General features: G+C 67.1%; 22 protein-coding genes. 11 read left to right on the top strand and 11 right to left on the bottom strand.

Annotation, left to right across the window (positions count from 1 at the left end; translation table 11 throughout):
- Window positions 1-2 precede the first annotated feature (2 nt).
- From ACXJKJ_RS02365 to ACXJKJ_RS02340, 6 genes are all read right to left on the bottom strand, one after another.
- Window positions 3-1,232, bottom strand: a complete 1,230-nt coding sequence (locus ACXJKJ_RS02365; RefSeq protein WP_457388923.1) for an efflux RND transporter periplasmic adaptor subunit — start codon at window positions 1,230-1,232, stop codon at window positions 3-5.
- Window positions 1,233-1,399: 167 nt separating this feature from the next.
- Complete coding sequence (locus ACXJKJ_RS02360; protein ID WP_457388921.1) at window positions 1,400-2,974, bottom strand: peptide MFS transporter; 1,575 nt, start codon at window positions 2,972-2,974, stop codon at window positions 1,400-1,402.
- 146 nt (window positions 2,975-3,120) lie between these two features.
- Entirely contained in the window at window positions 3,121-3,702 is a 582-nt protein-coding gene (locus ACXJKJ_RS02355) for a L,D-transpeptidase (RefSeq protein WP_457388919.1), read from the bottom strand.
- Between the two features lie 126 nt (window positions 3,703-3,828).
- On the bottom strand, window positions 3,829-4,659 hold the full coding sequence (locus ACXJKJ_RS02350; RefSeq protein WP_457354824.1) for a hypothetical protein: 831 nt from the start codon (window positions 4,657-4,659) through the stop codon (window positions 3,829-3,831).
- A 35-nt stretch (window positions 4,660-4,694) separates the two neighbouring features.
- The gene (locus tag ACXJKJ_RS02345) at window positions 4,695-5,093 is read right to left on the bottom strand and encodes a hypothetical protein (protein ID WP_056191498.1); all 399 of its coding nucleotides are present in this window, start codon (window positions 5,091-5,093) and stop codon (window positions 4,695-4,697) included.
- Between the two features lie 215 nt (window positions 5,094-5,308).
- On the bottom strand, window positions 5,309-6,091 hold the full coding sequence (locus ACXJKJ_RS02340; RefSeq protein WP_056191496.1) for an exodeoxyribonuclease III: 783 nt from the start codon (window positions 6,089-6,091) through the stop codon (window positions 5,309-5,311).
- Between the two features lie 180 nt (window positions 6,092-6,271).
- Between ACXJKJ_RS02340 and ACXJKJ_RS02335 the strand changes: the two genes are divergently transcribed.
- From ACXJKJ_RS02335 to ACXJKJ_RS02325, 3 genes are all read left to right on the top strand, one after another.
- Window positions 6,272-8,590: a TonB-dependent receptor gene (locus tag ACXJKJ_RS02335; RefSeq protein WP_457388917.1), complete on the top strand. Its 2,319-nt coding sequence runs from the start codon at window positions 6,272-6,274 to the stop codon at window positions 8,588-8,590.
- Window positions 8,591-8,754: 164 nt separating this feature from the next.
- The gene (gene pyrE, locus ACXJKJ_RS02330) at window positions 8,755-9,423 is read left to right on the top strand and encodes an orotate phosphoribosyltransferase (protein WP_457354828.1); all 669 of its coding nucleotides are present in this window, start codon (window positions 8,755-8,757) and stop codon (window positions 9,421-9,423) included.
- A complete protein-coding gene (locus tag ACXJKJ_RS02325; RefSeq protein WP_056191490.1) occupies window positions 9,423-10,115 on the top strand; it encodes a hypothetical protein in 693 nt (230 codons plus the stop codon). Before pyrE ends, ACXJKJ_RS02325 begins: the two co-directional genes overlap by 1 nt.
- Before the next feature lie 24 nt (window positions 10,116-10,139).
- On the opposite strand, the gene gatB is transcribed toward ACXJKJ_RS02325, so the two are convergent.
- From gatB to gatC, 3 genes are read right to left on the bottom strand one after another with little or no spacing between them, the layout of a single operon-like run.
- Window positions 10,140-11,588: an Asp-tRNA(Asn)/Glu-tRNA(Gln) amidotransferase subunit GatB gene (gene gatB / locus ACXJKJ_RS02320; RefSeq protein WP_056191488.1), complete on the bottom strand. Its 1,449-nt coding sequence runs from the start codon at window positions 11,586-11,588 to the stop codon at window positions 10,140-10,142.
- Between the two features lie 2 nt (window positions 11,589-11,590).
- Window positions 11,591-13,078 carry an Asp-tRNA(Asn)/Glu-tRNA(Gln) amidotransferase subunit GatA gene (gene gatA, locus ACXJKJ_RS02315; RefSeq protein ID WP_457388914.1) on the bottom strand — a complete coding sequence of 496 codons (1,488 nt, stop codon included), beginning with the start codon at window positions 13,076-13,078 and terminating at the stop codon, window positions 11,591-11,593.
- On the bottom strand, window positions 13,075-13,374 hold the full coding sequence (gene gatC / locus ACXJKJ_RS02310) for an Asp-tRNA(Asn)/Glu-tRNA(Gln) amidotransferase subunit GatC (protein WP_056191485.1): 300 nt from the start codon (window positions 13,372-13,374) through the stop codon (window positions 13,075-13,077). Before gatC ends, gatA begins: the two co-directional genes overlap by 4 nt.
- A 212-nt stretch (window positions 13,375-13,586) precedes the next feature.
- Between gatC and ACXJKJ_RS02305 the strand changes: the two genes are divergently transcribed.
- The 5 genes from ACXJKJ_RS02305 (at window position 13,587) to rodA (ending at window position 19,472) form a co-directional block, all read left to right on the top strand.
- A complete protein-coding gene (locus ACXJKJ_RS02305; protein ID WP_056191483.1) occupies window positions 13,587-14,630 on the top strand; it encodes a rod shape-determining protein in 1,044 nt (347 codons plus the stop codon).
- Between the two features lie 149 nt (window positions 14,631-14,779).
- Entirely contained in the window at window positions 14,780-15,772 is a 993-nt protein-coding gene (mreC, locus tag ACXJKJ_RS02300; RefSeq protein WP_457388913.1) for a rod shape-determining protein MreC, read from the top strand.
- Window positions 15,769-16,290 carry a rod shape-determining protein MreD gene (gene mreD, locus ACXJKJ_RS02295; protein ID WP_056191481.1) on the top strand — a complete coding sequence of 174 codons (522 nt, stop codon included), beginning with the start codon at window positions 15,769-15,771 and terminating at the stop codon, window positions 16,288-16,290. The genes mreC and mreD overlap by 4 nt, the downstream gene beginning before the upstream one ends.
- 6 nt (window positions 16,291-16,296) lie before the next feature.
- A complete protein-coding gene (mrdA, locus tag ACXJKJ_RS02290; protein ID WP_457388911.1) occupies window positions 16,297-18,321 on the top strand; it encodes a penicillin-binding protein 2 in 2,025 nt (674 codons plus the stop codon).
- Window positions 18,318-19,472, top strand: coding sequence for a rod shape-determining protein RodA (rodA, locus tag ACXJKJ_RS02285; RefSeq protein WP_056191477.1), 1,155 nt, complete (start codon window positions 18,318-18,320; stop codon window positions 19,470-19,472). The genes mrdA and rodA overlap by 4 nt, the downstream gene beginning before the upstream one ends.
- Here the strand turns inward: rodA and ACXJKJ_RS02280 are convergent.
- Both ACXJKJ_RS02280 and ACXJKJ_RS02275 read right to left on the bottom strand, forming a co-directional pair.
- Entirely contained in the window at window positions 19,450-20,889 is a 1,440-nt protein-coding gene (locus ACXJKJ_RS02280) for a sensor histidine kinase (RefSeq protein WP_457389019.1), read from the bottom strand. The genes rodA and ACXJKJ_RS02280 overlap by 23 nt on opposite strands.
- Window positions 20,890-20,988: 99 nt before the next feature.
- Window positions 20,989-21,660: a response regulator gene (locus ACXJKJ_RS02275; protein ID WP_056191475.1), complete on the bottom strand. Its 672-nt coding sequence runs from the start codon at window positions 21,658-21,660 to the stop codon at window positions 20,989-20,991.
- A 176-nt stretch (window positions 21,661-21,836) separates the two neighbouring features.
- Between ACXJKJ_RS02275 and recA the strand changes: the two genes are divergently transcribed.
- From recA to ACXJKJ_RS02260, 3 genes are all read left to right on the top strand, one after another.
- Window positions 21,837-22,874: a recombinase RecA gene (recA, locus tag ACXJKJ_RS02270; RefSeq protein ID WP_056191472.1), complete on the top strand. Its 1,038-nt coding sequence runs from the start codon at window positions 21,837-21,839 to the stop codon at window positions 22,872-22,874.
- Between the two features lie 16 nt (window positions 22,875-22,890).
- Window positions 22,891-23,421 carry a regulatory protein RecX gene (locus ACXJKJ_RS02265; protein ID WP_056191470.1) on the top strand — a complete coding sequence of 177 codons (531 nt, stop codon included), beginning with the start codon at window positions 22,891-22,893 and terminating at the stop codon, window positions 23,419-23,421.
- Between the two features lie 177 nt (window positions 23,422-23,598).
- Window positions 23,599-24,252 (top strand): DUF2889 domain-containing protein, encoded by a 654-nt coding sequence (locus ACXJKJ_RS02260; RefSeq protein ID WP_457321236.1) that lies wholly within the window; start codon window positions 23,599-23,601, stop codon window positions 24,250-24,252.
- Window positions 24,253-24,258: the final 6 nt, after the last annotated feature.

The following is a 24,258-nucleotide window of genomic DNA, read 5'->3' as shown; positions in this document are numbered from 1 at the left end:
GTTTACTTCGAGGCGGCGGAAGCCGGAGCGGGAGCAGGGGCGGGCGCAGCGCCCGGTGCGCCCGGTGGCGCGGCGGGGATGGGCATGCCCTTGTCGTCGACCTTCAGCACCTGCGGCGTGACCGGCGCGCCGGGGAAGGCACGCAACAGGCCGTCGACGATGACCATCTCGCCGGCCTTGACGCCATCGACGACGCGCATGCCGTCGATCAGCGCGCCCGGCGTGACGGGGCGGGGTTGCACGATGTTGTTGGGGCCGACGATGAGGACGATCTTGCGCGTCTGGTCGGTCGTGATCGCGCGGTCGGGCACGACAACGGCGTTGTAGTTGCCGCTGCCGACCAGCTTGATGCGGGCGAACAGGCCCGGCGTGAACAGGCCCTGCTTGTTGTCGAACACCGCGCGGCCGCGGATGGAGGCGGTGGCCGGGTTGAGGCGGTTGTCGACGAAGTCCATCTTGCCGGCGTGCGGATAGCCCTGCTCGTTGGACAGGCCCATCTGCACCGGGTTGGCGACGTCGCGCGACGAGGTGCGGCTGCCATCGCGGGCGGCGCGCATGTACTTCAGGTAGGTTGCCTCGCTGGCGTCGAAATAGGCATAGACCTTGTCGCTGGAGACGACGGTCGTCAGCACCGGGTCGCCCACGCCGACGAGGTTGCCCGGCGTCACGTTGGCGCGCGAGGTGCGGCCGCTGACCGGCGCCGTCACGCTGGCGTACTCGACATTGAGCTTGGACTGCACCAGGGCCGCCTCGGCCGCCTTCTGGTTGGCCTCGGCCGAGCGCAACGCCGAGCGCAGCTGGTCGATCTCCTGTTGGCTGACGGCGTTGATGCTGATCAGCTTCTCGGAGCGGGCCAGATCGGTCTTGGCGAGCTCGGCCTGGGTACGGGCGGCGGCGATCTGCGCCTCCACCCGCGCCACGTCGGCCTTGAAGGCGCGGGCGTCGATGGTGAACAGCGGGTCGCCCTTCTTGACGAGCTGGCCTTCCTTGAAGCGCACCGCGTCGACGGTGCCAGCGACACGGGAGCGCACGTCGACGGTATCCGGCGCTTCCAGGCGGGCGGTGAACTCGTCGAACTCCTGCACCTCGCGCTGGGTGGCCGGCGCCACCGACACGGGCGGCGGGCCGCCATGAGCCCCCGGGCCGCCGCCGCCCTCCTGCTTCTGACCACAGGCGGCGAGCAGGGCGATGAGGACGGGAGACAGGGTCAGCGCCAGATTCTTCTTGGACATGGGGGGCTCCGAATGCAAGCGGGCGACTGTAAGCACATCGACCCGACGCCGTTACCCCAAAACCTAAAGCCCATTCAGGCTGCTGACATTCCTTGTCAACAGGTCGGAACTGTGAACAAAAAAAGCCGCCCGAAGGCGGCTGATGTGTCGCTCAGTAACGCACAGATCTAGTGCACACCATGCATCTTCTTCTTCATCCAGGGCGTCAGCAGCATCAGGATGACGCCAGCGCCGATGGGGATGGCCGTGAAGATCAGAAAGAAGACCGACATCGAGTAGTGGTTGGAGATGTCGTCGATGTAGGAGCCCGTCACGCCGGCCAGCTTGTTGGCGATGGCCGTGTTCAGGAACCAGACGCCGAACATCAGCCCCAGCAGGCGTGCGGGCGCCAGCTTGGAGATATAGGACAGGCCCACGGGCGACAGGCAGAGCTCGCCCATGGTGTGCAGCAGATAGGCCAGGCTCAGATAGAGCATGCTGACCTGGGCCGTCTTGGCACCCTGAGGGATGCCGGCCGAGCCATAGGACAGGGCCGCAAAACCCAGGCCGAGCAGCACGAGGCCGACGCCGAACTTGACCGGACCGGCCGGGTTCCAATGCCTCTCCCACATCTTGGAGAACATCGGTGCCAGGATGACGAGGAAGAAGGAGTTCAGCACGCCGAACCAGCTGGCCGGCACTTCGGACTGCTCCAGCGCGAACTCGCGCGCCAGCATCCAGATCACCAGGCCCCAGATGACGGCGAAGGCCAGGCCCAGCATGGTGTTGGCCAGCAGGTAGCGGCTGCCGGTGCTGCGGTTGAGCTTCCACAACAGCCAGGTCAGGATCACGGCCGGCAGCACCGTCATCAGCGAGTTGACGACCTTGAAGATGAAGCCGCTGGTGCCCACCAGCGCACGGTCGGTGTAGTCGGCCGCGAAGATGGTCATCGAACCACCGGCCTGCTCGAAGGCGAACCAGAAGAAGATCGTGAAGAAGGAGAAGACGAAGATGGCTTTCAGCCGGTCGGCCACGACGTGGGCCGGCGCTTCGTCAGCCGCGGCCGCAGCAGCGGCCTTGGCGCGATCCTCGACCTTCGGGGGCGCGCCGATGTCGCCGAAGATGTGCTGGCTGAAATAGAACTGCAGCGCGCCCAGGATCATGAACAGGCCGGCGAGGCCGAAGCCCAGGTGCCAGGACACCTTCTCGCCAATGTAGCCGCACAGCAGGATGCCGAAGAAGGCGCCGGCGTTCACGCCCATGTAGAACAGCGTATAGCCGCCGTCGCGGGCGTTGTCTTCCTTGGGGCCGTAGAGCTGGCCGACGATGGCCGACACATTGGGCTTGAACAGGCCCGTGCCCAGCACGACGAGGCCGAGGCCGATGTAGAAGCTCGGCACCGTGTTCAGGAACATCGAGATGTGGCCGGCCGCGATGACGAAGCCGCCGAACAAGACGGCGCGGCGCGTGCCGAGGTAGCGGTCCGCCAGGTAGCCGCCCAGCACCGGCAGCAGATAGGCCATGCCCGTGTACCAGCCATACAGCGACGTCGCCTCGGCACGGCTCCACCCCCAGCCGCCCTTGGCGACCTCGGTCACGAGGAAGAGCACCAGCAGGCCGCGCATGCCGTAGTAGGAGAAGCGCTCCCACATCTCGGTAAAGAACAGCACGAAGAGCTGATTGGGCTGGCCGAGGATGGTCGCCGGGGTAGGCGCCGCTCGGCCGGCCGTGGCCGGGTTGGCCACGGGGGTGGTGGTAGTCACGTCAGTCGTTCCAGGTGAAACCGCGAGGAGGCGGGCGGGTAGCCCGTGCGGAAGCCTGGAATTGTCCCGCCAGCAGGGCGTTTTCCGCGGACGGGCGGCCCAGGGATTGCCCTGGGTCGGTTCAAGCCCGCGGTATGCCGAGGAACTCAGGGCGCAGCGGCGTGCGGTGCGCCCGCGGCGGCGGCGAGAACGGGCTCACGCTCCGGCAGGATGTAGACCAGGCTCTTGCCAGCGCCCAGTGTGGGCAGCACGACCTCGTCGAAGAAGGCCGGTTCGACGACGACGCAGCCCAGCGTGATGCGACGGTCTTCCAGCTTGGCCGAGGCCAGGCGCTCTGGGCGGCGCTGGCTGGCCGGCGCGGGACGCAGCCGGTGGATGGCAAGGTTGGCTTCGTAGTCGAACCAGACAATGCGCTCGCCGTTCAGGTTGACGCCCGGCTGGGCTTCAAAGCGGCCGGCCGGTGTCACGCGTTCGTTGACCTTGAGCGCCGCCGGCTGCTTGCCGCGCGAGCTCTGCGGCTCCTGGTCACCGGGCGTCAGGCCCAGCAACACGGGGGCGCGGCCGACGAGACTACCGTCCGCGGCATAGATCGACAGCGTCGCCTGGCGCTTGTCGACGATCGCAAAAGGGCGGCCGTCCCGGGCGTCACTGGCCACCGGCCTTGAGATGACCTGCGCACCAGCCGAAGCCGTCGCAAAAAGGCTCCACACTGTGGCGATGCCACACATGACGGCCCTGGCCCGATCTGCCCAACTGCTGCCCACTCGACGCCCCTTGTCCCGGGCGGCGCAACCATCGCGCCTGCCTTGGCGGGCAGTCTAGGAAAGCAGTCTTGTAACCAACAGACAAGGACTTCACGGTTTGGCGTTGTTACCTCGTCTTGACCCGGCCTGGGCCAGCACCTGGGGCGGTGCAGCGCCTGGGAAGAAGGCCATCAGGGATTTCTTTTCCGGCAGCACGTAGACAACGGCACGGCTCTGGCCCAGGTTGGGCAGGACGGTGCGCTCGAAGAAATCGACGGGAACGTTGATGCAGCCCCAGCTGATGCGGTTGTCGGCCGCCGTCTTGGTGGCCAGGCGCTCCAGGCGGCGCTCCTTGGGGTTGGAGTTGATCACGCGGTGCATGGACACGGCGGCGTCGTAGTCCACCCAGACGACCTCCTTGCCGTCGGCGTTGCGACCAGGGGCCGACACGAAGCGGCCGGCCGGCGTCGTGCGCTCCTGCGGCTTGATCTGCTCGATGCTCTTGCTGCCGATGCCAGCCACCGTGAGGTCGCCGGAGGCATAGCCGAGCAGCACCGGACTGGTGCCAAGCAGGCGGCCACCAGCGGTGAAGACGTAGACCTGGGCGCGGCGCTTGTCGATGATGGCGAAGGCGCTGCTGCCGTTGTCGGCCTCGCGCACGGCCCAGGCGGCCACGCGGGTCACGTCCAGCGGCGCACGGACCTTGCCGAAGTCAAGCTGGCGGTCGATGACCGCGGGCGGCTGGGTTGGGGCGGGCGCCTTGGCGACAGCCACCGGGCGATGGGCGGACGCCACGGCGGGCTTGCGCTTGAAGCTGCCGCTAAAGAAGGTGAAGAAAACGGCCAGTGCCAGGGCAGCGATGACGCCACCCTGGCCGAGGCCGATGAGGATGTCACGCCGCCGGGCTGCGGCGGCGAGATCAGCGCGTTCTCCGAAACGCATGGTTTGTGACGGAGGCAGCGCTCAGCCGACGACGATCAGTGGCGGTCGGCGCGGGGGGCGGGCGCAGCCGGCTGGTCGTACGACGGGCTCGGCGTGGTCGTCGTGGTCGTGGTCGTCGTGTCAGTCGTCGTGGTGGTCGGCGTCGCGGCGGTGCTGTCGACCGGCGGCGTCACCTTGGCCGGGTCGTCGGCGGGCGGCTGCTGCTCGGCCATGGCGGCCGTGGCGGCGGTGCTGTCCGCAGGCGCCGCTGCATTCGGATCAGCCGGCGCCGCATTCGGGTCGGCAGGGGTCTGTTCGCTGGTGGGCGAAGCCGTGGCAGCGGCCATCGGGTCGGTAGGCTGCTTTTGATCTTCGGTCTGGGCGAAAGCCAGGCCGATGCTGGTCACGAGAACGGCGGCGGTCAGTGCACTGGTGGCGGTCTTGAGGGCGGACATGGGGGGAACTCCTTTTGAAAGCGGGAACCGGCCTGGAGCCGGGTGGCTGGGCCGGGCATTTCCACCGGCTGAGGTCCACTCTAGGCCTGCACCCTTGCGCCCGGCGTCGGCGCCGAGCGTCATCTCATGTAGGAGGCTCCCCCAGTCCGTAGCGGCCGGTTACGCCGTGTAGCTGCCGTGCCTCGCCGCTCGCATTCGCCTGAGCCTTCGCAGCCTCAGAGATTGAAGTCGTAGTCCACCGTCAGCGGTGCGTGGTCGCTGAACATCTGACCGGTGTAGATGGCCTCCCGCCGGGCCAGCGCCGCGATGCCGGGTGTGGCGAGGTGGTAGTCCAGCCGCCACCCGACGTTGTTGGCGCGCGCCGCACCGCGGGCGCTCCACCAGGTGTATTGCTCGGCCTTGTCGTTCAACGTACGGAAAACGTCGACGACACCCCCGTCGTCGAAAAGCGTGGTCAACCAGGCGCGCTCCTCGGGCAGGAAGCCGCTGTTCTTCTGGTTGCCGCGCCAGTTCTTCAGGTCGATCTCCTTGTGCGCGATGTTGACGTCGGCGACGAGGATGAACTCGCGCTCGGCCTTCAACGCCTGCAGATGAGGGTAGAGCGCCGCCAGGAAGCGGTACTTGACCGCCTGGCGCTCCTCGCCACTGGTGCCGCTGGGAAAGTAGACGCTGATGAGGCTGAGCTTGCGGCCGGGCTTGTCAAAACGCTTCTCCACCCAGCGGCCCTCGCAGTCGAACTCGGGCATCGCCAAGCCCGTGATCAGGTCGCTGGGCTCTTCCTTGGTGTACAGGCCCACGCCCGAGTAGCCCTTTTTCTCGGCGTAATGGAAATGGCCGTTGAGCAGGTCGCAGCTGCGGAACTTGGCTTCCACGACATCCGCCTGCGCCTTGAGCTCCTGCACGCCGACGGCATCAGCCTGCTGCTTGTCGAGCCAGTCGAAGAAGCCCTTGCTGGCGGCGGAACGCACGCCGTTGAGATTGGCGGTGATGAAGCGCATCGGATTAGGGAGAGGGTTTGACCTGGAGAAGTATCGCAGTGCAGCAAATGCACAACACAGCGGCACGCTTTCATCACGGAACCGTCATGTGATCTTTACGATCCAGTAGGAATCAGAGGCGCCGCGAGCGCCCATTTCTTTACCCACTTGCCCGCGAACCCGTCAACCCGAGGATTTCTCATGCCCAAATACAGCCTTTCACCGACCCTGCTCGCGCTGGCGCTGAGCACGGCCTTCCCGATGGTGGCCCTGGCGCAAGCCACGCCGGCAGCCGAAGCCAAGAAGGACGTCAGCCAGCTCGAAGCCGTCATCGTCACCGGCAGCCGCCGGGCCGAGAACCTGAAGGAAGTGCCGCTGTCGATCTCGGCGATCAAGTCCGAGGATCTGGACACCTACAACGCCAGCGGCCAGGACGTCCGCGCCTTATCTGGCAAGGTGCCGAGCCTGAACATCGAGTCCGACTACGGCCGCACCTTCCCGCGCTTTTACGTGCGCGGCCTAGGCAACACCGACTTCGACATGAACGCCTCCCAGCCGGTCGGCCTGGTGTACGACGATGTCGTGCAGGAAAGCATCGCGCTCAAGGGCTTCCCGGTCTTTGACATGGCCCAGGTGGAACTGCTGCGCGGCCCGCAGGGCACGCTGTTCGGCCGCAACTCGCCGGCCGGCGTCATGAAGTTCGATTCGGCCAGGCCCACCAAGCGCCTGGAAGGCTACGCCAACATCGGCTTCGGCCGCTGGAGCGCCGTCAACCTCGAGACGGCCGTCAACGTGCCGGTGAACGAAGACCTGCAGCTGCGCGTGGCGGGCCTGGCCCAGCGCCAGAGTGACCGCGTCCACAACCCGGTGACCAGCGCGACCTCCGACCTGGAGGGCTACAACGACAAGGCGCTGCGCCTGCAGGCCCTCTACAAGAGCGGCAACTTCGAGGGTCTTTTCAAGGTCCAGGCCCGCGACTTCAAGGGCACGGCCACGACTTTCCGCGCCAACATCATGAAGCGCGGCACCAATGACCTCGTCGACGGCTACGACGACAGCTCCTACCCCAGCGACGGCTACAACTCGCAGACGCTGAAGTCCAGCGAGATCAGCGCTCGCCTGCGCTGGGATTTCGACGGCGTGTCGCTGTACTCCATCACCGCCCACGACCGCGCCAAGTTCTACAGCCGCGGCGACGTGGATGGTGGCTTCGGCTGCCGCTTCTGCGGCATCCCGGACGGCCCGAAGTACTTTCCCGCAGGCTCGAACACGCCCTACCCGTCCGTCATCCCGTTTGACGCGCAGACGGCCGACGGCATCCCCTACCTGCGCCAGACGACCCAGGAATTCCGCCTGCAGTCCAACACCAGCGCGCCGTTCCAGTGGATCGCCGGCCTGTACTACTTCAATGAGAAGCTGCAGGTCGACAGCTTCAACTTCGACAGCTTCGCCGCGGGTGACCCGCAGAACGGCTATGCCGTGCAGCACCAGGAAGCCAAGTCCTGGGCGGCCTTCGGCAATGTGAAGTACGCCGTCACGCCGGACTTCAAGCTCACCGCCGGCCTGCGCTACACCGACGACAAGAAGGACTTCGACGCCGTGCGCACCTGGACGCCGGGCAAGGCCAACAACGTCGACATCATCGGCCCGTTCTACACCCACCCCAAGTCGACGAACTGGAGCTGGGACTTCGGCGCCAACTACAACCTCGACAAGTCCACCAGCGTGTTCGCGCGCGTTGCCACCGGCTACCGCGCACCGTCCATCCAGGGCCGCGTGCTCTTTGGCGACTCGATCTCGGTGGCGAACTCCGAGAAGGTGCTGTCCGTCGAGGCCGGCTTCAAGGCCGACCTGCTCGACAACACCGCCCGCGTCAGCGGCACGGTGTTCAAGTACCGCGTCAAGGACATGCAGCTGACGGCCGGCTCGGGCTCGACCAATCAGAACCGCCTCGTCAACGCCGCCAAGGCCGAGGGCCAGGGCTTCGAGCTGGACGCCCAGGCCATCATCGCGCGCGACTGGCGCACGACGCTGGGCTTCTCGTACAACGACACGAAGATCAAGGACGCCAATCTCTTCGTGCAACCCTGCGGCAATGCCAACTTCCAGTTCCTGGAAGCCAACACCGGCTGCACGGTGCTCGACCCGGCCGGCCCGCTGGCTGGCACGGTCAGCATCAACGGCAACCCGCTCCCGCGCGCACCCAAGGTCACCTGGAACTGGACGCTCAAGTACAGCGTCGAGCTGGGCAACGGCGAGCTGAGCGTGCTGACCGACTGGGCCTACAAGGACAAGTACAACATGTTCCTGTACGAGGCCGTCGAGTACAAGGCCAAGTCGGCGCTGGAAGGCGGCCTGCGCGTGGGCTACGGCTGGAACAACGGCAAGTATGAAGTGGCGGCCTACTCGCGCAACATCACCAACCACCGCCAGGTCGTCGCCGCCATCGACTTCGACAACCTGACCGGCATCGTCAACGAGCCCCGCAGCTACGGCGTTCAGTTCAAGGCCAGTTTCTGACCTTGTGGGACGGACCTGGCCAGGTAATCCTGGACAGCTCGGTCCTCAACTGATTCAGCGTAAGACGTCATGCGGGCCCCGCCCGCGACTTGGTGAAAACCATCGACGGCCCGGCCCCTTCTAGGGGTCGGGCCTGTTTTTTTGACCCCTAGAATCTTTGTCACATGTCCGCCGCGCCCACCGACTCTCTCGCCCAGTCTTTTGTCGCCTTCGCCGTCGAGGCCGGCGTGCTGCGCTTTGGCGAGTTCAAGACCAAGGCCGGCCGGCTCAGCCCCTATTTCTTCAACGCCGGCCTGTTCGATGACGGTGCCAAGCTGGGGCGACTGGCTGGCTTCTACGCCGAGCGGCTGATGGCCTCGGGCCTGCAGTTCGACATGATCTTCGGCCCGGCCTACAAAGGCATCACGCTGGCCGCCGCTGTATCCATGGAGCTGGCGCGCCGCGGCCACAACGTGCCGTTCGCCTACAACCGCAAGGAAGCCAAGGACCATGGCGAGGGTGGCACCCTCGTCGGCGCGCCGGTCCAGGGCCGCGTGCTGATCATCGACGACGTCATCTCCGCCGGCACCTCGGTGCGCGAATCCATCCAGATGATCGAGGCCGCCGGTGCCGCGCCCTGTGGTGTGAGCATTGCGCTGGACCGCCAGGAGAAGGCGGCCGAAGGCGGCGTCGACAGCCCGCAGTCTGCCGTGCAACAGGTTCAGCAGCGCTACGGCCTGCCGGTCGTCGCCGTGGCGGGTCTTGCCGACCTGCTGGCCTTTCTTGAAGGCGCGCCGGAGCTGGCCGCCCACCGCCCGGCCGTGCTGGCCTACCGAGAGCGTTACGGGGTCTGATGCGCGTCCTGCCCGCCCTGCCCGTTCTTGCCGGCCTGTTCGTCGCCAGCACCGCGCTGGCGCAAGACGTCACGCCCGCCAAGGGCATCTACACCTGCACGACGGCCGATGGCCGCAAGCTGACCGGCGACCGCCCCATCCCCGAGTGCACGACGCGCGAACAGCGCGTGCTCAACCCCGACGGCTCGCAGCGCGCGACGCTGCCGCCCTTCCTCAGCCCCGAGGAGCGCACCGCCAAGGAGGCCGCGGACCGCCGCGCCGCGGCGGAACGCATTGCCCAGTTGGACGCCATCCGCCGCGACCGCACGCTGATGCTGCGCTATCCCACCGAGGCCGCCCACCAGCGCGCCCGCAACGCCGCGCTGGACGACTCCAACAAGGCCATGCGCATGTCCGAGCGCCGCATCAAGGACCTGAACATCGAGCGCAAGCCCCTGCTCGACGAGGCCGAGTTCTACAAGGGCCGCCCACTGCCGGCCAAGCTCAAGCAGATGCTGGACGCCAATGACGCGAGCATCGAGGCCCAGCAGGTTCTCATCGAGAACCAGAAGGCCGAACTCGTGCGCATCAACAAGACCTTCGACGCCGAGCTCGCCCGGCTGAAGAAACTCTGGGCCGGCGCCACGCCGGGCTCACTGCCACCGCTTGGCGAGCTGCCGCCGACGGCACCGCCGCCGACGCCCAAGCGCTGAGTTCAGCTTCGGGCAAACCCTGGGCTAACCGAGCTTCTTCTTCAGCAGTTCATTGACCAGGGCGGGGTTGGCCTTGCCCTTGGTCGCCTTCATCGCCTGGCCGACCAGCGCGTTGAAAGCCTTGTCCTTGCCGGCCCGAAACTCGTCGACCGACTTCTGGTTGGCGGCCAGCACCTCGTCGAGGATGGCCTCGATGGCGCCGGTGTCATTCGACGTCCTGAGGTCCTTGGCGTCGATGACTGCATCGACATCCTTGCCCTCGCCGCTCCACAAGGCTTCGAAAACTTGCTTGGCAGAGTTGTTGGAGATCGTGCCGTCGGTAATGCGCACGATCAACTTGGCCAGCAACTCCGGGCCGACTGGCGCGGCATCAATCTCGCGGTCTTCCGAATTCAGCCGGCGCGACACCTCGCCCATAACCCAGTTTGCAACCAGCTTCGGAACCGCACCCGCGGCCTTCGCGGCCTCGTAGTAGCGCGCCGTCGCCAGGCTCTGCGTCATCATCGTCGCGTCATAGGCGGGCAGGCCATCGACGCTCTCGAAGCGCGCCGCCATCACGCGCGGCAGCTCGGGCATCTCACCCTTCACACGCTCCACCCACTCCGGCGCAATGACCAGCGGCGGCAGGTCGGGGTCGGGGAAGTAGCGGTAGTCCGCCGAGTCTTCCTTGCTGCGCATCGCGCGGGTCTCACCCGTGTCCGGGTTGTAAAGGATGGTCGCTTGGCTGATTCGGCGGCCGTCCTCCAGCTCGTCGATCTGCCAGTTCACCTCGTAGTTCACCGCGTCGACCAGGAAGCGGAAGCTGTTGAGGTTCTTGATCTCGCGGCGCGTGCCATAGGGCTCGCCGGGCTTGCGCACCGACACGTTGACGTCGCAGCGGAACGAGCCTTCCTGCATGTTGCCGTCGCAGATGCCCAGCCACATGACGAGGGCGTGCAGCGTCTTGGCGTACTCGACCGCCTCGGCTCCCGAGCGCATGTCGGGCTCGGAGACGATCTCCAGCAGCGGCGTGCCGGCGCGGTTCAGGTCGATGCCGGACTGGCCGTGATAGTCCTCGTGCAGGCTCTTGCCTGCATCCTCCTCGAGGTGGGCGCGGGTCAGGTTGACCTTGTGCTTGACGTCGCCGACGAAGAACTCGACCGAGCCGCCCTGCACCACCGGGATCTCGAACTGGCTGATCTGGTAGCCCTTGGGCAGATCCGGGTAGAAGTAGTTCTTGCGCGCGAAGATGGACAGCGGCGCCACCTTGGCGCCAACCGCCAGGCCAAAGCGGATGGCCCGCTCGACCGCCGCGCGGTTCAGCACCGGCAGCGTGCCGGGCAGGGCCAGGTCCACCGGCGAAGCCTGGGTGTTGGGCGCCGCACCGAAGGCGGTCGAGCTGCCGCTGAAGATCTTGCTCTGCGTGGAGAGCTGGACGTGGTTTTCGAGGCCGATGACGACCTCATAACCGCGGATGAGCTTGGAAGTTGGCATATTCAGAATCCTGCGGGCGCGGCCAGATGCCAGTCGGTGGCCTGCTGGAGGGCATGAGCGGCGTGCAGCAATTGCCCTTCCCTGAAGTAGTTGCCGATCAGCTGCAGGCCGACCGGCATGCCACCGGCGCCCGTGCCTACCGGCACGCTCATGCCGGGCAGGCCAGCAAGCGAGCCGGGCAGCGTGAAGATGTCGGCCAAATAGGCCTGCGTCGGGTCGTCCTTGCCCTCGCCATGCTTCCAGGCGACGGTGGGCGCCACCGGACCGGCGATGACGTCGCACTGGGCGAAGCACTGCTGGAAGTCGTCAGCGATCATGCGGCGCAGCTTCTGAGCCTGCAGGTAATAGGCGTCGTAGTAGCCGTGTGACAGCACGTAGCTGCCAATCATGATGCGGCGCTTGACCTCTGGGCCGAAACCCTCGGCGCGCGTCTTCTTGTACATATCGAGAAGATCGTCGTACTTGGCCGCACGATGGCCGAACTTGACGCCATCAAAACGGCTCAGGTTGGAACTCGCCTCGGCCGGCGCAATGATGTAGTAGACGGGAATGGCCAGTTCGGTGCGCGGCAGGCTGACGTCCACCAGCGTGGCGCCCAGCTTTTCCAGCTCGGCCAGACCCGCGCGCACGGCGGCGTTCACGTCCGCCGACAGGCCCGCTGGGAAGAACTCCTTGGGCAGGCCAATACGCAGGCCCTTCAGCGGTTTGCCGGCAGAAGCACCTTCGCGAGCGGCCAGCATCTGCGCATGAAAGTCCTGCGGCGGTTGCTGCACGCTGGTCGCGTCGCGCTCGTCGAAGCCGCTCATGCTCGAGAGCAGCAGCGCGCAGTCCTCGGCCGAGCGGGCCATGGGGCCGGCCTGGTCCAGGCTGGAGGCGAAGGCGATCATGCCGTAGCGGCTGCACACGCCATACGTCGGCTTGATGCCGGTGATGCCCGTGAAGCTGGCCGGCTGGCGGATGGAGCCGCCGGTGTCGGTGCCGGTCGTGGCAGGCACGAGGCGCGCAGCCACGGCCACGGCCGAGCCGCCGGACGAACCGCCGGGCACGCGGCCGAGGTCCCAGGGGTTGTGGGCCGGGCCGTAGGCGCTGTTCTCGTTGGCCGAGCCCATCGCGAACTCGTCGCAGTTCAGCTTGCCTAATGAAACCGTGCCGGCCGCGTTCAGCTTGGCGACAACGGTCGCGTCAAACGGGCTGCGGTAGCCGGCCAGGATCTTGGAGCCGGCCGTCGTCGGCATGTCGGCCGTGACGTAGATGTCCTTGTGCGCAATCGGCACGCCGGTCAGCGCAGCGGCATTGCCGGACGCCAGCACCGCGTCAGCCGCAGCCGCACGGGCCAGCGCGCCGTCGGCGTCCACATGCAGGAAGGCGCCCAGGCTGGCGTGGGCGGCAATGCGCTCCAGCAGGCTTTGCGTCGCCTCGCGGCTGGACAGGGCACGGCTTTTCAGGGCGGCGGCCAGCTCGGCCACGCCCATGTCGTGAACGGGCTTCATTCGATGACCTTGGGAACGAGGAAGAGGCCGTCCTCGACGGCCGGGGCGCTGCGCTGGTTCAGCTCGCGCTGGTTGGTCTCGGTGACGGCGTCATCACGCAGGCGCAATTGCACCTGCTGGATGGCCGACAGCGGCGTGTACAGCGGCTCGACGCCGGCCGTGTCGACGGCGCTCATCTGGTCCACGATCTTGAAGAAGTCGTTCAGGTTGCCCAGCAGCGCCGCAGATTCAGCCGGTTGCAGTTCCAGCCGGGCCAAATTGGCGATGCGGCTCACGTCATCGGGAGTGAGGCTCATGAGTCGTTTTCAGAAGTAAGGATTGAGCCAGAAACCCAGTATTGGCGGGCTCAAAACGAAGGGGTTCGGTTATTATCGCCGTCCATCTTCATGGCCTTCGGGGCTGCCCTCTCAGCGACAGATTTCGTCGCGGTCCGGGCGGCCTTGCTGCTTTAAGCACCCCCCATTTTCAGAGCCGCGCCCCGCCGGCGAGGCTCCTTCCGCGCCCACCCATGTTCGCCTCCCTGCGCCGCTATTTCTCGACCGACCTCGCCATCGACCTCGGCACCGCCAACACCCTGATCTACGTGCGTGGCAAGGGCATCGTCCTCGACGAGCCCTCGGTCGTTTCCATCCGCCACGAAGGCGGCCCCAACGGCAAGAAAACCATCCAAGCCGTTGGCCGCGAGGCCAAGGCCATGCTGGGCAAGGTGCCCGGCAACATCGAGGCCATCCGGCCGATGAAGGACGGCGTCATCGCCGACTTCACGGTGACCGAGCAGATGCTCAAGCAGTTCATCAAGATGGTCCACGACTCGAAGACCTTCAAGCCGAGCCCGAGGATCATCATCTGCGTGCCCTGCGGTTCCACCCAGGTGGAGCGCCGTGCGATCCGCGAGAGCGCCCTGGGCGCCGGCGCCAGCGAGGTCTACCTGATTGAGGAACCCATGGCCGCCGCGATCGGCGCCGGGCTGCCGGTGGCCGAGGCCTCGGGCTCGATGGTCGTCGACATCGGCGGCGGCACCACCGAAGTCGGTGTCATCTCGCTGGGCGGCATGGTCTACAAGGGCTCGGTCCGCGTCGGCGGCGACAAGTTCGACGAGGCCATCATCAACTACATCCGCCGCAATTACGGCATGTTGATCGGCGAGCCCACGGCCGAGGCGATCAAGAAGAACATCGGCAGCGCCTTCCCCGGCTCCGAGGTCAAGGAGATGGAAGTCAAGGGCCGCAATCTCTCCGAAGGCGTGCCGCGCAGCTTCACGATCTCGTCCAACGAGATCCTGGAAGCCCTGACCGATCCGCTCAACCAGATCGTTTCCGCCGTGAAGAACGCGCTGGAGCAGACGCCGCCCGAGCTGGGCGCCGACATCGCCGAACGCGGCATGATGTTGACCGGCGGCGGCGCRCTGCTGCGCGACCTGGACCGCCTGCTGGGCGAGGAAACCGGCCTGCCGGTGCTGGTGGCCGAAGACCCGCTGACCTGCGTCGTGCGCGGTTGCGGCATGGCCCTGGAGCGCATGGAGCGCCTGGGCTCGATCTTCACGTCGGAGTGAACCGGCCTTCTTCCCACGCTGAAGCAATGCAACCACAGAGGCACAGAGGCACGGAGAACAGACCGGCTCCGCATTTCCTCTGTGCCTCTGTGCCTCGGTCGTTGCGTTTATCGTCGCAACCGCCACTGTCGGCCTGACCTCGCGGCGCCATGCCCCTCGGCACACTAGACCGCACCCCCCCGCCGTTCTTCCGCCAGGGTCCGTCGGCGCTGACCAAGCTCGCGCTGTGTTCGGCGCTCGCGCTGCTGCTGATGGTGGCGGACGCGCGTTTCAAGCTCATGCAGCCGGTGCGCGCCGCCTATGCGCTGGTGCTGCACCCGGTGCAGCGCCTGCTGCTGACGCCGGTGGACGCCTGGGAGACGGCTGGCGACTACCTGCGCGGCACCAAGCGCGCCATGGAGGCCGAGGACCAGGCCAGGCGGCAGCTCAGCGCCCAGGCCGAGCGCCTGTCGCGCGCCCAGGCGCTGGAGGCCGAGAACGACCATCTGCGCAAGCTGCTGGGCCTCAAGCCCTCGCTGATTGCGCCCTCGATGCCTGCCGAGGTGCTGTTCGAAGCACCCGACCCCTTTTCACGCCGTGTCGTCATCGACCGGGGTGCCACGCTGGGCGTGGTGGCTGGTTCGCCGGTCATCAATGAGGCCGGCGTGCTGGGGCAGGTAACGCGCGTCTACCCGCTGTCGGCCGAGGTCACGCTGCTGACCGACAAGGAGGCAGCCATCCCGCTGTTGAACGCCCGCACGCAGATGCGCAATGCCGCCGCCGGCCGCGCTGACGGATCGGGCATGGAATTGCGTTTCCTGGCCGCGAATGCCGATATCAAGGTCGGCGACCTGATGACGACCTCCGGCCTGGACGGCGTCTACCCGCCGGGCCTGCCGGTCGCCAAGGTCAGCGTCGTCGAGCGGCGCGGCGATTCCAGCTTCGCCCAGGTGCTGCTGGCACCCATTGCCCAGCCCGACAGCGCCCGCCACGTCCTCATCTTGCTGCCGCAGGACCGTCATCTGCCTGCCAAGAAGGAAGCGGAAGCGGCCGCCGCCGATGAAGCCGCCTCCGCCGCGGCCACCAAGGCCGCCGTGCGCGCCGCCAAGAAGGCCGAGCGTGCTGAAAGAGCCGCCGCCAAGGCTTCGGGAGCCTCCCAATGATCATGCCGCGCGCCGCCGACCAGCTGCTGCTGCCGGCCAACCCCTGGTTCATCGGCTTCACGCTGATCGTCGCGCTGATGATCGACATGGTGCCGGCCGGCCGGCTGGCGGCCTCGCCTGACGTGCTGGCCGTCGTGCTCGTGTTCTGGGGCGTGCACCAGCCCCGGCGCGTCGGCGTGTTGTGGGCCTTCATCTTCGGCCTGGCCATGGACGTGCACGACGGCGCCCTGCTCGGGCAGCATGCGCTGGCCTACAGCGGCCTGAGCTTCGGCGCCATCACGCTGCACCGCCGCCTGACCTGGTTCCCGCTGGGCGCCCAGGCCGTGCAGGTGCTGCCGCTGTTCTTCGGCGCCCATGCGCTGGCCTTGATCGTGCGGATGATCATCGGTGGCATGTGGCCGGGCTGGGGCGTGCTGCTGGCGCCGGTCTTCGAGGCGGCGCTGTGGCCCGTGGCCAGCTTCCTGCTGCTGGCACCGCAGCGCCGTGCGCCGGATCGCGACGCCCACCGGCCGCTGTAGACGTCCGTGGTCGTCCTCAAGAACCTCCACCAGGAGCTGTCGCGCTTCCGGCTGCGCGTGCTGGCCGCGGGCGCCTTCGTGCTGTTCTGCTTCGGCCTGCTGGTCGCGCGCCTGCTGTGGTTGCAGGTGGTGCAGTACGACAGCTTCGCCGAACGCGCCGAGTCCAACCGCATCGCCGTCGTGCCCATCGTGCCCAATCGCGGCCTCATCAAGGACCGCAACGGCGTCGTGCTGGCGAGCAACTACTCGGCCTACACGCTGGAAATCAACCCCGAGAAGGTCGTCGATCTGGACGCCACCATCGAGGCCCTGGGTCAGGTCATCGAGGTTCAGGCCCGCGACAAGCGCCGCTTCAAGCGCTTGCTGGAAGAAACCAAGCACACCGACTCCCTGCCCATCCGCACCAAGCTGACGGACGAAGAGGTCGCCCGCTTCACGGCCCAACGCTTTCGCTTTCCCGGCGTGGAGATCAAGGCGCGGCTGTTCCGCTCCTATCCCCTGGGCGAGGTTGGCGCCCACCTGATCGGCTATATCGGCCGCATCAACCAGGCCGAGAAGAAGGCCATGGACGATTGGGAAGAAGAAGACCTCGCCAACTACCGCGGCACCGAGTACATCGGCAAGCTGGGCCTGGAACAGGCCTATGAAAAGGAGCTGCACGGCGCGACCGGTTTCGAGCAGGTGGAGACGAGCGCAGGCGGCCGCGCCGTGCGGCGCCTTGCCCACAAGCCGCCGACGCCCGGCAACACGCTGAACCTGTCCATCGACATCAAGCTGCAGGCGCTGGTGGAGCGGCTTTTCGGCGAGCGCCGCGGCGCGCTGGTCGCCATCGATCCGCGCAACGGCGAGGTACTGGCCTTCGTCTCCAAGCCGACCTTCGACCCCAACCTCTTCGTCGACGGCATCGACGCCGACTCCTGGCGCGACCTCAACGAGGACATCGACAAGCCACTGCTGAACCGGGCCCTGCGCGGCACCTACCCGCCGGGTTCGACGTTCAAGCCGCTGATGGCCATGGCGGCGCTGAACAGTGGCAAGCGCTCGCCCAGCACGGTCATCATCGACAACCTGACCTACAGCTTCGGCGGCCGCACCTTCGGCAGCCCCGAGACCGATCGCGCCGGCCCCAAGGACATGCGCCTGGCCATCGTCAGCTCGTCCAACGTCTACTTCTACAGCCTGGCCAACGAGATGGGCGTGGACCTGATCCACGACCAACTGGAGCCCTTCGGCCTGGGCCGCAAGACCGAGATCGACGTGCAGGGCGAGGTCACCGGGGTCCTGCCGTCGCAGGAATGGAAGCGCCGCTACTTCGCCAGGAGCCCGGCGAATCAGAAGTGGTTCCCCGGCGAGACCATCTCGCTGGGCATCGGCCAGGGCTACAACAGCTTCACCATGCTGCAGATGGCCACGGCCTACTCGACCATCGCTTCCGGCGGCCAGCGCTACAAGCCGCGCCTGGTGCGCGAGATCGAGGACGTGGTGAAGCACGAGCAGCGCCGCATCGCCAGCGATGCGCTGCCCGCGCTGCCGCTGAAGCCCGCCGACGTCGCCGTCATCCAGAACGCGATGAACGGCGTGACGCTCGAGGGCACGTCGCGCCAGGTTTTCCTGGGCGCGGGCTACCAGAGCGGCGGCAAGACCGGCACGGCCCAGGCCGTCGGGTTGAAGGCCGGCGAGAAGTACAGCAGCATCAAGGCAGACGAGCGCAAGCGCGACCATTCGCTCTACGTCGCCTTCGCGCCGGTGGACAACCCGACGGTGGCCCTGGCCGTCATCGTCGAGAACGCCGGCTGGGGATCTTCTTCCGCTGCGCCGATTGCGCGCCGCGTATTCGACTATCTGCTGCTGGGCCAGTACCCCAGCGAGGAAGACATCGCCAAGACGCAGCTGGGCCAGACCTTCGCCCCCACCGGCACACCGCGCAAGGTGGCGGACGTGCCACTGTCAGGCTGGCAGCCGATAGCGCCCTCGGTCTCGGCCTCCGCAGCTTCGGCGCCCCCCGCACCCGCCTCGGGAGCCTCGCGATGACCGTCATCGAACGCCCGCCCCTGTGGCAACGCCTCAAGCCCTGGCTCAGCGGCTTCGACATCCCGCTGCTGCTCGCCGTGCTGTGGATGTGCGGCTGGGGCCTGCTGTGCATGTACTCGGCCGGCTACGACCACGGCACGCGCTTTGCCGACCATGCCCGCAACATGGTGCTGGCACTGGGGCTGATGTTCATCGTCGCCCAGGTGCCGCCGCAAAAGCTGATGGCGCTGGCCATCCCGCTGTACACGATCGGCGTGATGCTGCTGATCGCGACTGCCCTGTTCGGTGTCACGAAGAAGGGGGCCACGCGCTGGCTCAGCATCGGCGTCACGCAGATCCAGCCGTCCGAGCTGCTCAAGCTGGCGACGCCGCTGATGCTGGCCTGGTGGTTCCAGAAACGCGAGGGCCTGCTGCGCTGGCCGGACTTCATCGCCGCGTTCGCGCTGCTGCTCGTGCCCTTTTTGCTGATCGCCAAGCAGCCCGACCTGGGCACCGGCATCCTGGTGCTGGCGGCCGGCCTTTACGTGATCTTCTTCGCCGGCCTGCCGTGGAAGCTCATCGTGCCGGCCCTGGTGCTGGGCGCCGCCGGCGCGACCGCCCTGGTGCTCAGCGAGGACGCCATCTGCCAGCCCGACCTGAAATGGCCGGTGCTCAAGGAGTACCAGAAACACCGCATCTGCACGCTGCTGGACCCGTCAAAGGACCCGCTGGGCAAGGGCTTTCACATCATCCAGGGCGAGATCGCCATCGGCTCCGGCGGCATGACCGGCAAGGGCTTCATGCAGGGCACCCAGACTCACCTGGAATTCATTCCCGAACGCACCACCGACTTCATCTTTGCGGCCTTCGGCGAGGAGTTCGGCCTGATGGGGGCGCTGGCCCTGCTGGCCGGATTCACGGCGCTGATCCTGCGCGGGCTGATGATCGCCTCCGACGCGCCGACCCTGTTCACCCGCCTGATGGCCGGCGCGGTGACGCTGTCCTTCTTCACCTATGTCTTCGTCAACATGGGCATGGTCAGCGGCATCCTGCCGGTCGTGGGCGTGCCCCTGCCCTTCGTCAGCTATGGCGGTACGGCGATGGTGACGCTGGGGCTCAGCCTGGGCCTGCTGCTGTCGATCGCCCGCGTCAAGAAGCTGGTGAAGACGTAGCCGGAAACCTGATCGTGAACCGCGCCCCCGGCCCCTGGCCGTCGGGCGTCTCGCCCCCCACGGCGCGCCGCACGCGCGCGTCATCCAGGGTCAGCTCGGCCTCGTGGTGCTGCACGATCTCCTGCACGATGGCCAGCCCCAGGCCCGAGCCTTCCACACCGCTGCCGAGCGAGCGGTAGAAGGGCTGGAACACCTTGTCGCGCTCGGCGGGCGCGATGCCCGGCCCGGTGYCCTCGACCTGCAGCACGACAACTTGGCCAAAGGGGTCCTCCACCACGCGCACCGTCACCAGGCCGCCGGCCGGCGTGTAGAGCAGCGCGTTGTCGACGAGGTTGCGGATCAGCTCCCCGATCAACACTGGCTGGCCATGCACACGCAGCCGGCTTTCATCCGGCACCACGCCGTCGTAGCCCAGGTCAATGCGGCGCTCCAGCGCGCGCGGCACGAAATCGCGCACCGTGTCGATGGCGATCTCGGCCAGGCTGACGGGTTCACGCCGCATGGCCTGTTCGGCGTCTTCAGCGCGGGCCATGGACAGCAGCTGGTTGACCATGTGGGCCGCTCGCTCGCTGGCGCGGGCAATCTGGGCCAGCGAACGTTTCAATTCATCGGGGTTGGAGCGGCCAGCATCGATCTCGCGCTGCATGAACTCGGCCTGGGTACGCAGGCCAGCCAGCGGCGTCTTGAGCTGATGGGCAGCGTCGGCCAGGAAGTGCTTCTGCCGGCTCATCGATGAGTCCAGCCGCGCGAGCAGGTCGTTGATGGCCTGCACCAGCGGCGCGACCTCATCGGGCACGCGCTGCTCGTCAATGGGCGACAGGTCTGAACTCTCGCGCGAACGGATGCGCCGCTGCAATTCATTCAGCGGCGAGATGCCACGCGCCAGCGCCAGCCAGACCAGCAGCACCGCCAGCGGCAGGATGACGAACTGCGGCAGGATGACGCCCTTGATGATCTCGTTGGTCAGCCGGGCGCGCTTGCCCAGCGTCTCGGCGACCTGCACCAGCATGGTCTTGGCCGACCCGGCCTGCCCCTCGGGCGCCACCCAGAGATAGGCCACGCGCACGGCGTCGGTGCCGACCTCGTCGTCGCGGAAATGCAGCTCCCAGGGCACGACGGGGGCATCCTCGGTCGGCACCGCCAACGTCGCATCGCCACTGAGCAGTTCGCCACGCAGGCCCAGCACCTGGTAGAAGACCGTGTCCGACGCGTCCGCCCGTAACAACGCCGCGGCCTCGGGCGCCAGCGCATAACGGTCCTTGCCCTTGACAGGCGCCGCCTCGGCCGCCACCTGCAGCCCGAGGCTGCGCGCCATCTCGCCCAGCTCGCGGTCATAGGGCCGGCTGGCAATGCCCTGCGCCACCAGCCAGGTCAGCGCGACGCTGATCGGCCAGATCAGCAGCAGCGGCGCGAGCATCCAGTCGAGGATCTCGCCGAACAGCGAACCCTGCGCAGCAGGGGCGCCCGCCCGAACCAGCGTGCCCTGTTCGGGGCTGGCGCCGTCCTTGTTGGGCATTTAGGAGTTGATCTTCTCTAGGCAGTAGCCGAGGCCGCGCACCGTCGCGATGCGAATCGGCCCCTGCTCGATCTTCTTGCGCAGCCGGTGGATGTAGACCTCGATGGCGTTGTTCGAAACCTCCTCGCCCCACTCGCACAGGCGCTCGACGAGCTGGTCCTTGCTGACCAGCCGCCCGGCGCGCTGCAACAGCACCTCCAGCAGCGACAGCTCGCGTGCCGACAGCTCCAGCATCTGCTCATTGATATAGGCCACGCGGCCAGTGGCATCAAAGGTCAGCGGCCCATGCTTGATGAGGCTGCTGGCGGTGCCCAGGCCACGGCGGGTCAGCGCGCGCACGCGCGCCTCAAGCTCCTGCAATGAGAAGGGCTTGGCCATGTAGTCATCGGCGCCCAGGTCCAGCCCCTTGACGCGCTGCTCGACGCTGTCCGCCGCCGTCAGGATCAGCACCGGCATGGTGGAACCGCGTGCGCGCAGCTTGCGCAGCACCTCCAGCCCATGCAGGCGCGGCAGACCAAGGTCGAGGATGACCAGGTCGAACTCATGCGTCGCCAACGCCGAATCGGCCTCGGTGCCAGAACTGACCCTGTCGACAGCGTAGCCAGAGGCCCGCAAGGCCCGCAGCAAGCCATCGGCCAGCACTTGGTCGTCTTCGGCAATCAGGATGCGCATAGGTTTTGTCTCCGCCGCCGATGTTAGGCGGTGGCACGCTGGCTCATGCCATGAGCCACCCCACACCTAGGATGCTCCTCAATCCTGATCCGCTAGCTGCCGTGGATCGGGGGACAAACCACTGTACAAACCCACAGCTTGCCCCATAATTCAGCCCATTCCCCACGGAGATTCGCATGGACGCCCCCGTCAAAGCCCTGAACACCGAAAAAGCCAAGGCCCTGCAGGCCGCCCTCGCCCAGATCGAAAAGCAGTTCGGCAAGGGCTCCATCATGCGGCTCGGTGAAGGCGAGGTCATCGAAGACATCCAGGTCGTCTCCACCGGCTCCCTGGGCCTGGACATCGCACTGGGCGTCGGCGGCCTGCCACGCGGCCGCGTCGTCGAGATCTACGGCCCCGAGTCCTCCGGCAAGACGACGCTGACGCTGCAGGTCATCGCCGAGATGCAAAAGCTCGCCGGCACTTGCGCCTTCATCGACGCCGAGCACGCGCTGGATATCCAGTACGCCCAGAAGCTCGGCGTCAACCTGCAGGAACTGCTGATCAGCCAGCCCGACACCGGCGAACAGGCCCTCGAGATCGTCGATGCGCTGGTGCGCTCCGGCTCGGTGGACCTGATCGTCATCGACTCGGTCGCAGCGCTGACGCCCAAGGCCGAACTCGAAGGCGAGATGGGCGACAGCCTCCCCGGCCTGCAGGCCCGCCTGATGAGCCAGGCCCTGCGCAAGCTGACCGCCACGATCAAGAAGACCAACTGCATGGTCATCTTCATCAACCAGATCCGCATGAAGATCGGCGTCATGTTCGGCTCGCCCGAGACGACCACCGGCGGCAATGCGCTGAAGTTCTAYGCCTCCGTGCGCCTGGACATCCGCCGCATCGGCTCGATCAAGAAGGGCGAGGAAGTCATCGGCTCCGAGACCAAGGTCAAGGTCGTCAAGAACAAGGTCAGCCCCCCGTTCAAGACTGCCGAGTTCGACATCCTCTATGGCGAGGGCATCAGCCGCGAGGGCGAGATCGTCGACATGGGCGTGGTCGCCAAGGTCGTCGAAAAGTCCGGCTCCTGGTACGCCTACCAGGGCGAGAAGATCGGCCAGGGCAAGGACAACGCTCGCGAGTTCCTGCGCGAGAACGTCGACGTGGCCCGCGAGATCGAGAACAAGATCCGTGAATCCCTGGGGGTCGCTCCGCTGACCACGGCGGCCGAGGAGTAAGCCGCCAGCCCTCCCCATGGCGACCCGGGCGCCGCTGTCGTTGAAAGCCCGCGCCATCGGCCTGCTGGCCCAGCGCGAGCACAGCCGTGCCGAGTTGCGGCGCAAGCTGTTGCGGATCGAGCAGCAACGGCGGCAGCGTGCGCGCCTGGCCGCGGCGCAGGCCGCCGGCGAGGGCGAACCGTCGGCGGCTGTCGAAGAGGAAGATGGCGCTGAGGACGTTGCGGTCGCGGTCGATGCCTTGCTCGACGCCCTCGCGGCCACCGGTTACCTGGACGAAACCCGTTTCGTCGAGTCCCGCCTGCATCTGCGCGCCAACCGCTTTGGCGCCCAGCGCATCCAGCAGGAGTTGGCCCAGCACGGGCTCAAGCTGGGTGCCGAACAGCAGGCAGCCCTGCGCGAAACGGAGATGGAACGCGCCCGTGAAGTCTGGCGCAGGCGCTTCGGCGACGATCCTTCGCGCGACGCCGCCGAACGAGCGCGTCAAAGCCGGTTCCTGCTGGCACGCGGTTTTGCCCCCGAAGTGGTGCGCCGCTTGCTGAGGGCCTAAGGGCCGCTTGACCGAGCGCGCAGGGGGAGTTTTCACCCTCCGTGCTACATTGCCGCCTGCCCCAAAAACGAGGGTTCACCCGGTTACAAGCCCCTTTGCCCCTCTGGCAGAGCGGTGCAAAGACCGGGCCGACCCCGTCCCGGCATCGGCCGGGGTGATTCGCCATTCCCCCGTTTCATGCCTGTCGCCCACCCGTCCGTCCCGCGCCGCCCGCTGCATCGCCGCGCCCTCGATGTGCAGGTGTTCGCGCGTGATGACGGCTTGTTCGACGTCGAAGCCAGCCTGACAGACACCAAGACGCATGACGTGCCACTGGCGGGCGTGCCGCGCAAGGCCGGCCAGCCTATCCACGAGATGCACCTGCATCTGACCGTGGACGCGACGCTCACCATCACCGCAGCCCGTTCCGAGACGCTGTGGATGCCGTATCCCGGCGCCTGCGACCACCATGGCAATGCCTATGCCCGCCTCATCGGCCTGAACCTGATGAAGGGCTTCCGGCAGGCCGTCGGTGAACGCCTCGGCGGCACGCGCGGCTGCACCCACGTCACCGAGCTGTGCCAGATCTTGCCGACGGCCGTCATCCAGGCCATGGCTGGCTCCGTCATCGACACGCGTGAGAGCCCCCACGCGCCTTCGGCGCTGCCCCCCGAGGGGGCTGAGACGCCTAGGGGCGGCCCGTCGCCGTCTCGCGAAGGCGATGCCGCCGGCAACCCGCCCTTCCAGCTCGACCGCTGCCACGCCCTGCGCCGCGACAGCGTGACCGTCGCCAAGTTCTATCCCCGCTGGCATCAACAAACCGCTGCCCAGCCGGCCACTTCCGAATCCTGACTTCCC

The sequence above is a fragment of the Roseateles sp. P5_E1 genome, from assembly GCF_054049335.1.
The sequence above is the reverse complement of the archived record's forward strand: the minus strand, read 5'-3'. Positions and strand labels throughout refer to the sequence as shown.

Bases quoted from the DNA above. Each gene is read 5' to 3' on its own strand.
- ACXJKJ_RS02335 (WP_457388917.1), top strand. From the start codon at position 6,272: ATGCCCAAATACAGCCTTTCACCGACCCTGCTCGCGCTGGCGCTGAGC.
- ACXJKJ_RS02350 (WP_457354824.1), bottom strand. From the start codon at position 4,659: ATGCGTTTCGGAGAACGCGCTGATCTCGCCGCCGCAGCCCGGCGGCGT.
- gatC (WP_056191485.1), bottom strand. From the start codon at position 13,374: ATGAGCCTCACTCCCGATGACGTGAGCCGCATCGCCAATTTGGCCCGG.
- ACXJKJ_RS02340 (WP_056191496.1), bottom strand. From the start codon at position 6,091: ATGCGCTTCATCACCGCCAATCTCAACGGCGTGCGTTCCGCCGCCAGC.
- gatA (WP_457388914.1), bottom strand. From the start codon at position 13,078: ATGAAGCCCGTTCACGACATGGGCGTGGCCGAGCTGGCCGCCGCCCTG.
- mreD (WP_056191481.1), top strand. From the start codon at position 15,769: ATGATCATGCCGCGCGCCGCCGACCAGCTGCTGCTGCCGGCCAACCCC.
- ACXJKJ_RS02345 (WP_056191498.1), bottom strand. From the start codon at position 5,093: ATGTCCGCCCTCAAGACCGCCACCAGTGCACTGACCGCCGCCGTTCTC.
- ACXJKJ_RS02275 (WP_056191475.1), bottom strand. From the start codon at position 21,660: ATGCGCATCCTGATTGCCGAAGACGACCAAGTGCTGGCCGATGGCTTG.
- ACXJKJ_RS02365 (WP_457388923.1), bottom strand. From the start codon at position 1,232: ATGTCCAAGAAGAATCTGGCGCTGACCCTGTCTCCCGTCCTCATCGCC.
- ACXJKJ_RS02265 (WP_056191470.1), top strand. From the start codon at position 22,891: ATGGCGACCCGGGCGCCGCTGTCGTTGAAAGCCCGCGCCATCGGCCTG.
- ACXJKJ_RS02260 (WP_457321236.1), top strand. From the start codon at position 23,599: ATGCCTGTCGCCCACCCGTCCGTCCCGCGCCGCCCGCTGCATCGCCGC.
- mreC (WP_457388913.1), top strand. From the start codon at position 14,780: ATGCCCCTCGGCACACTAGACCGCACCCCCCCGCCGTTCTTCCGCCAG.
- rodA (WP_056191477.1), top strand. From the start codon at position 18,318: ATGACCGTCATCGAACGCCCGCCCCTGTGGCAACGCCTCAAGCCCTGG.
- ACXJKJ_RS02355 (WP_457388919.1), bottom strand. From the start codon at position 3,702: ATGTGTGGCATCGCCACAGTGTGGAGCCTTTTTGCGACGGCTTCGGCT.
- ACXJKJ_RS02325 (WP_056191490.1), top strand. From the start codon at position 9,423: ATGCGCGTCCTGCCCGCCCTGCCCGTTCTTGCCGGCCTGTTCGTCGCC.
- gatB (WP_056191488.1), bottom strand. From the start codon at position 11,588: ATGCCAACTTCCAAGCTCATCCGCGGTTATGAGGTCGTCATCGGCCTC.
- pyrE (WP_457354828.1), top strand. From the start codon at position 8,755: ATGTCCGCCGCGCCCACCGACTCTCTCGCCCAGTCTTTTGTCGCCTTC.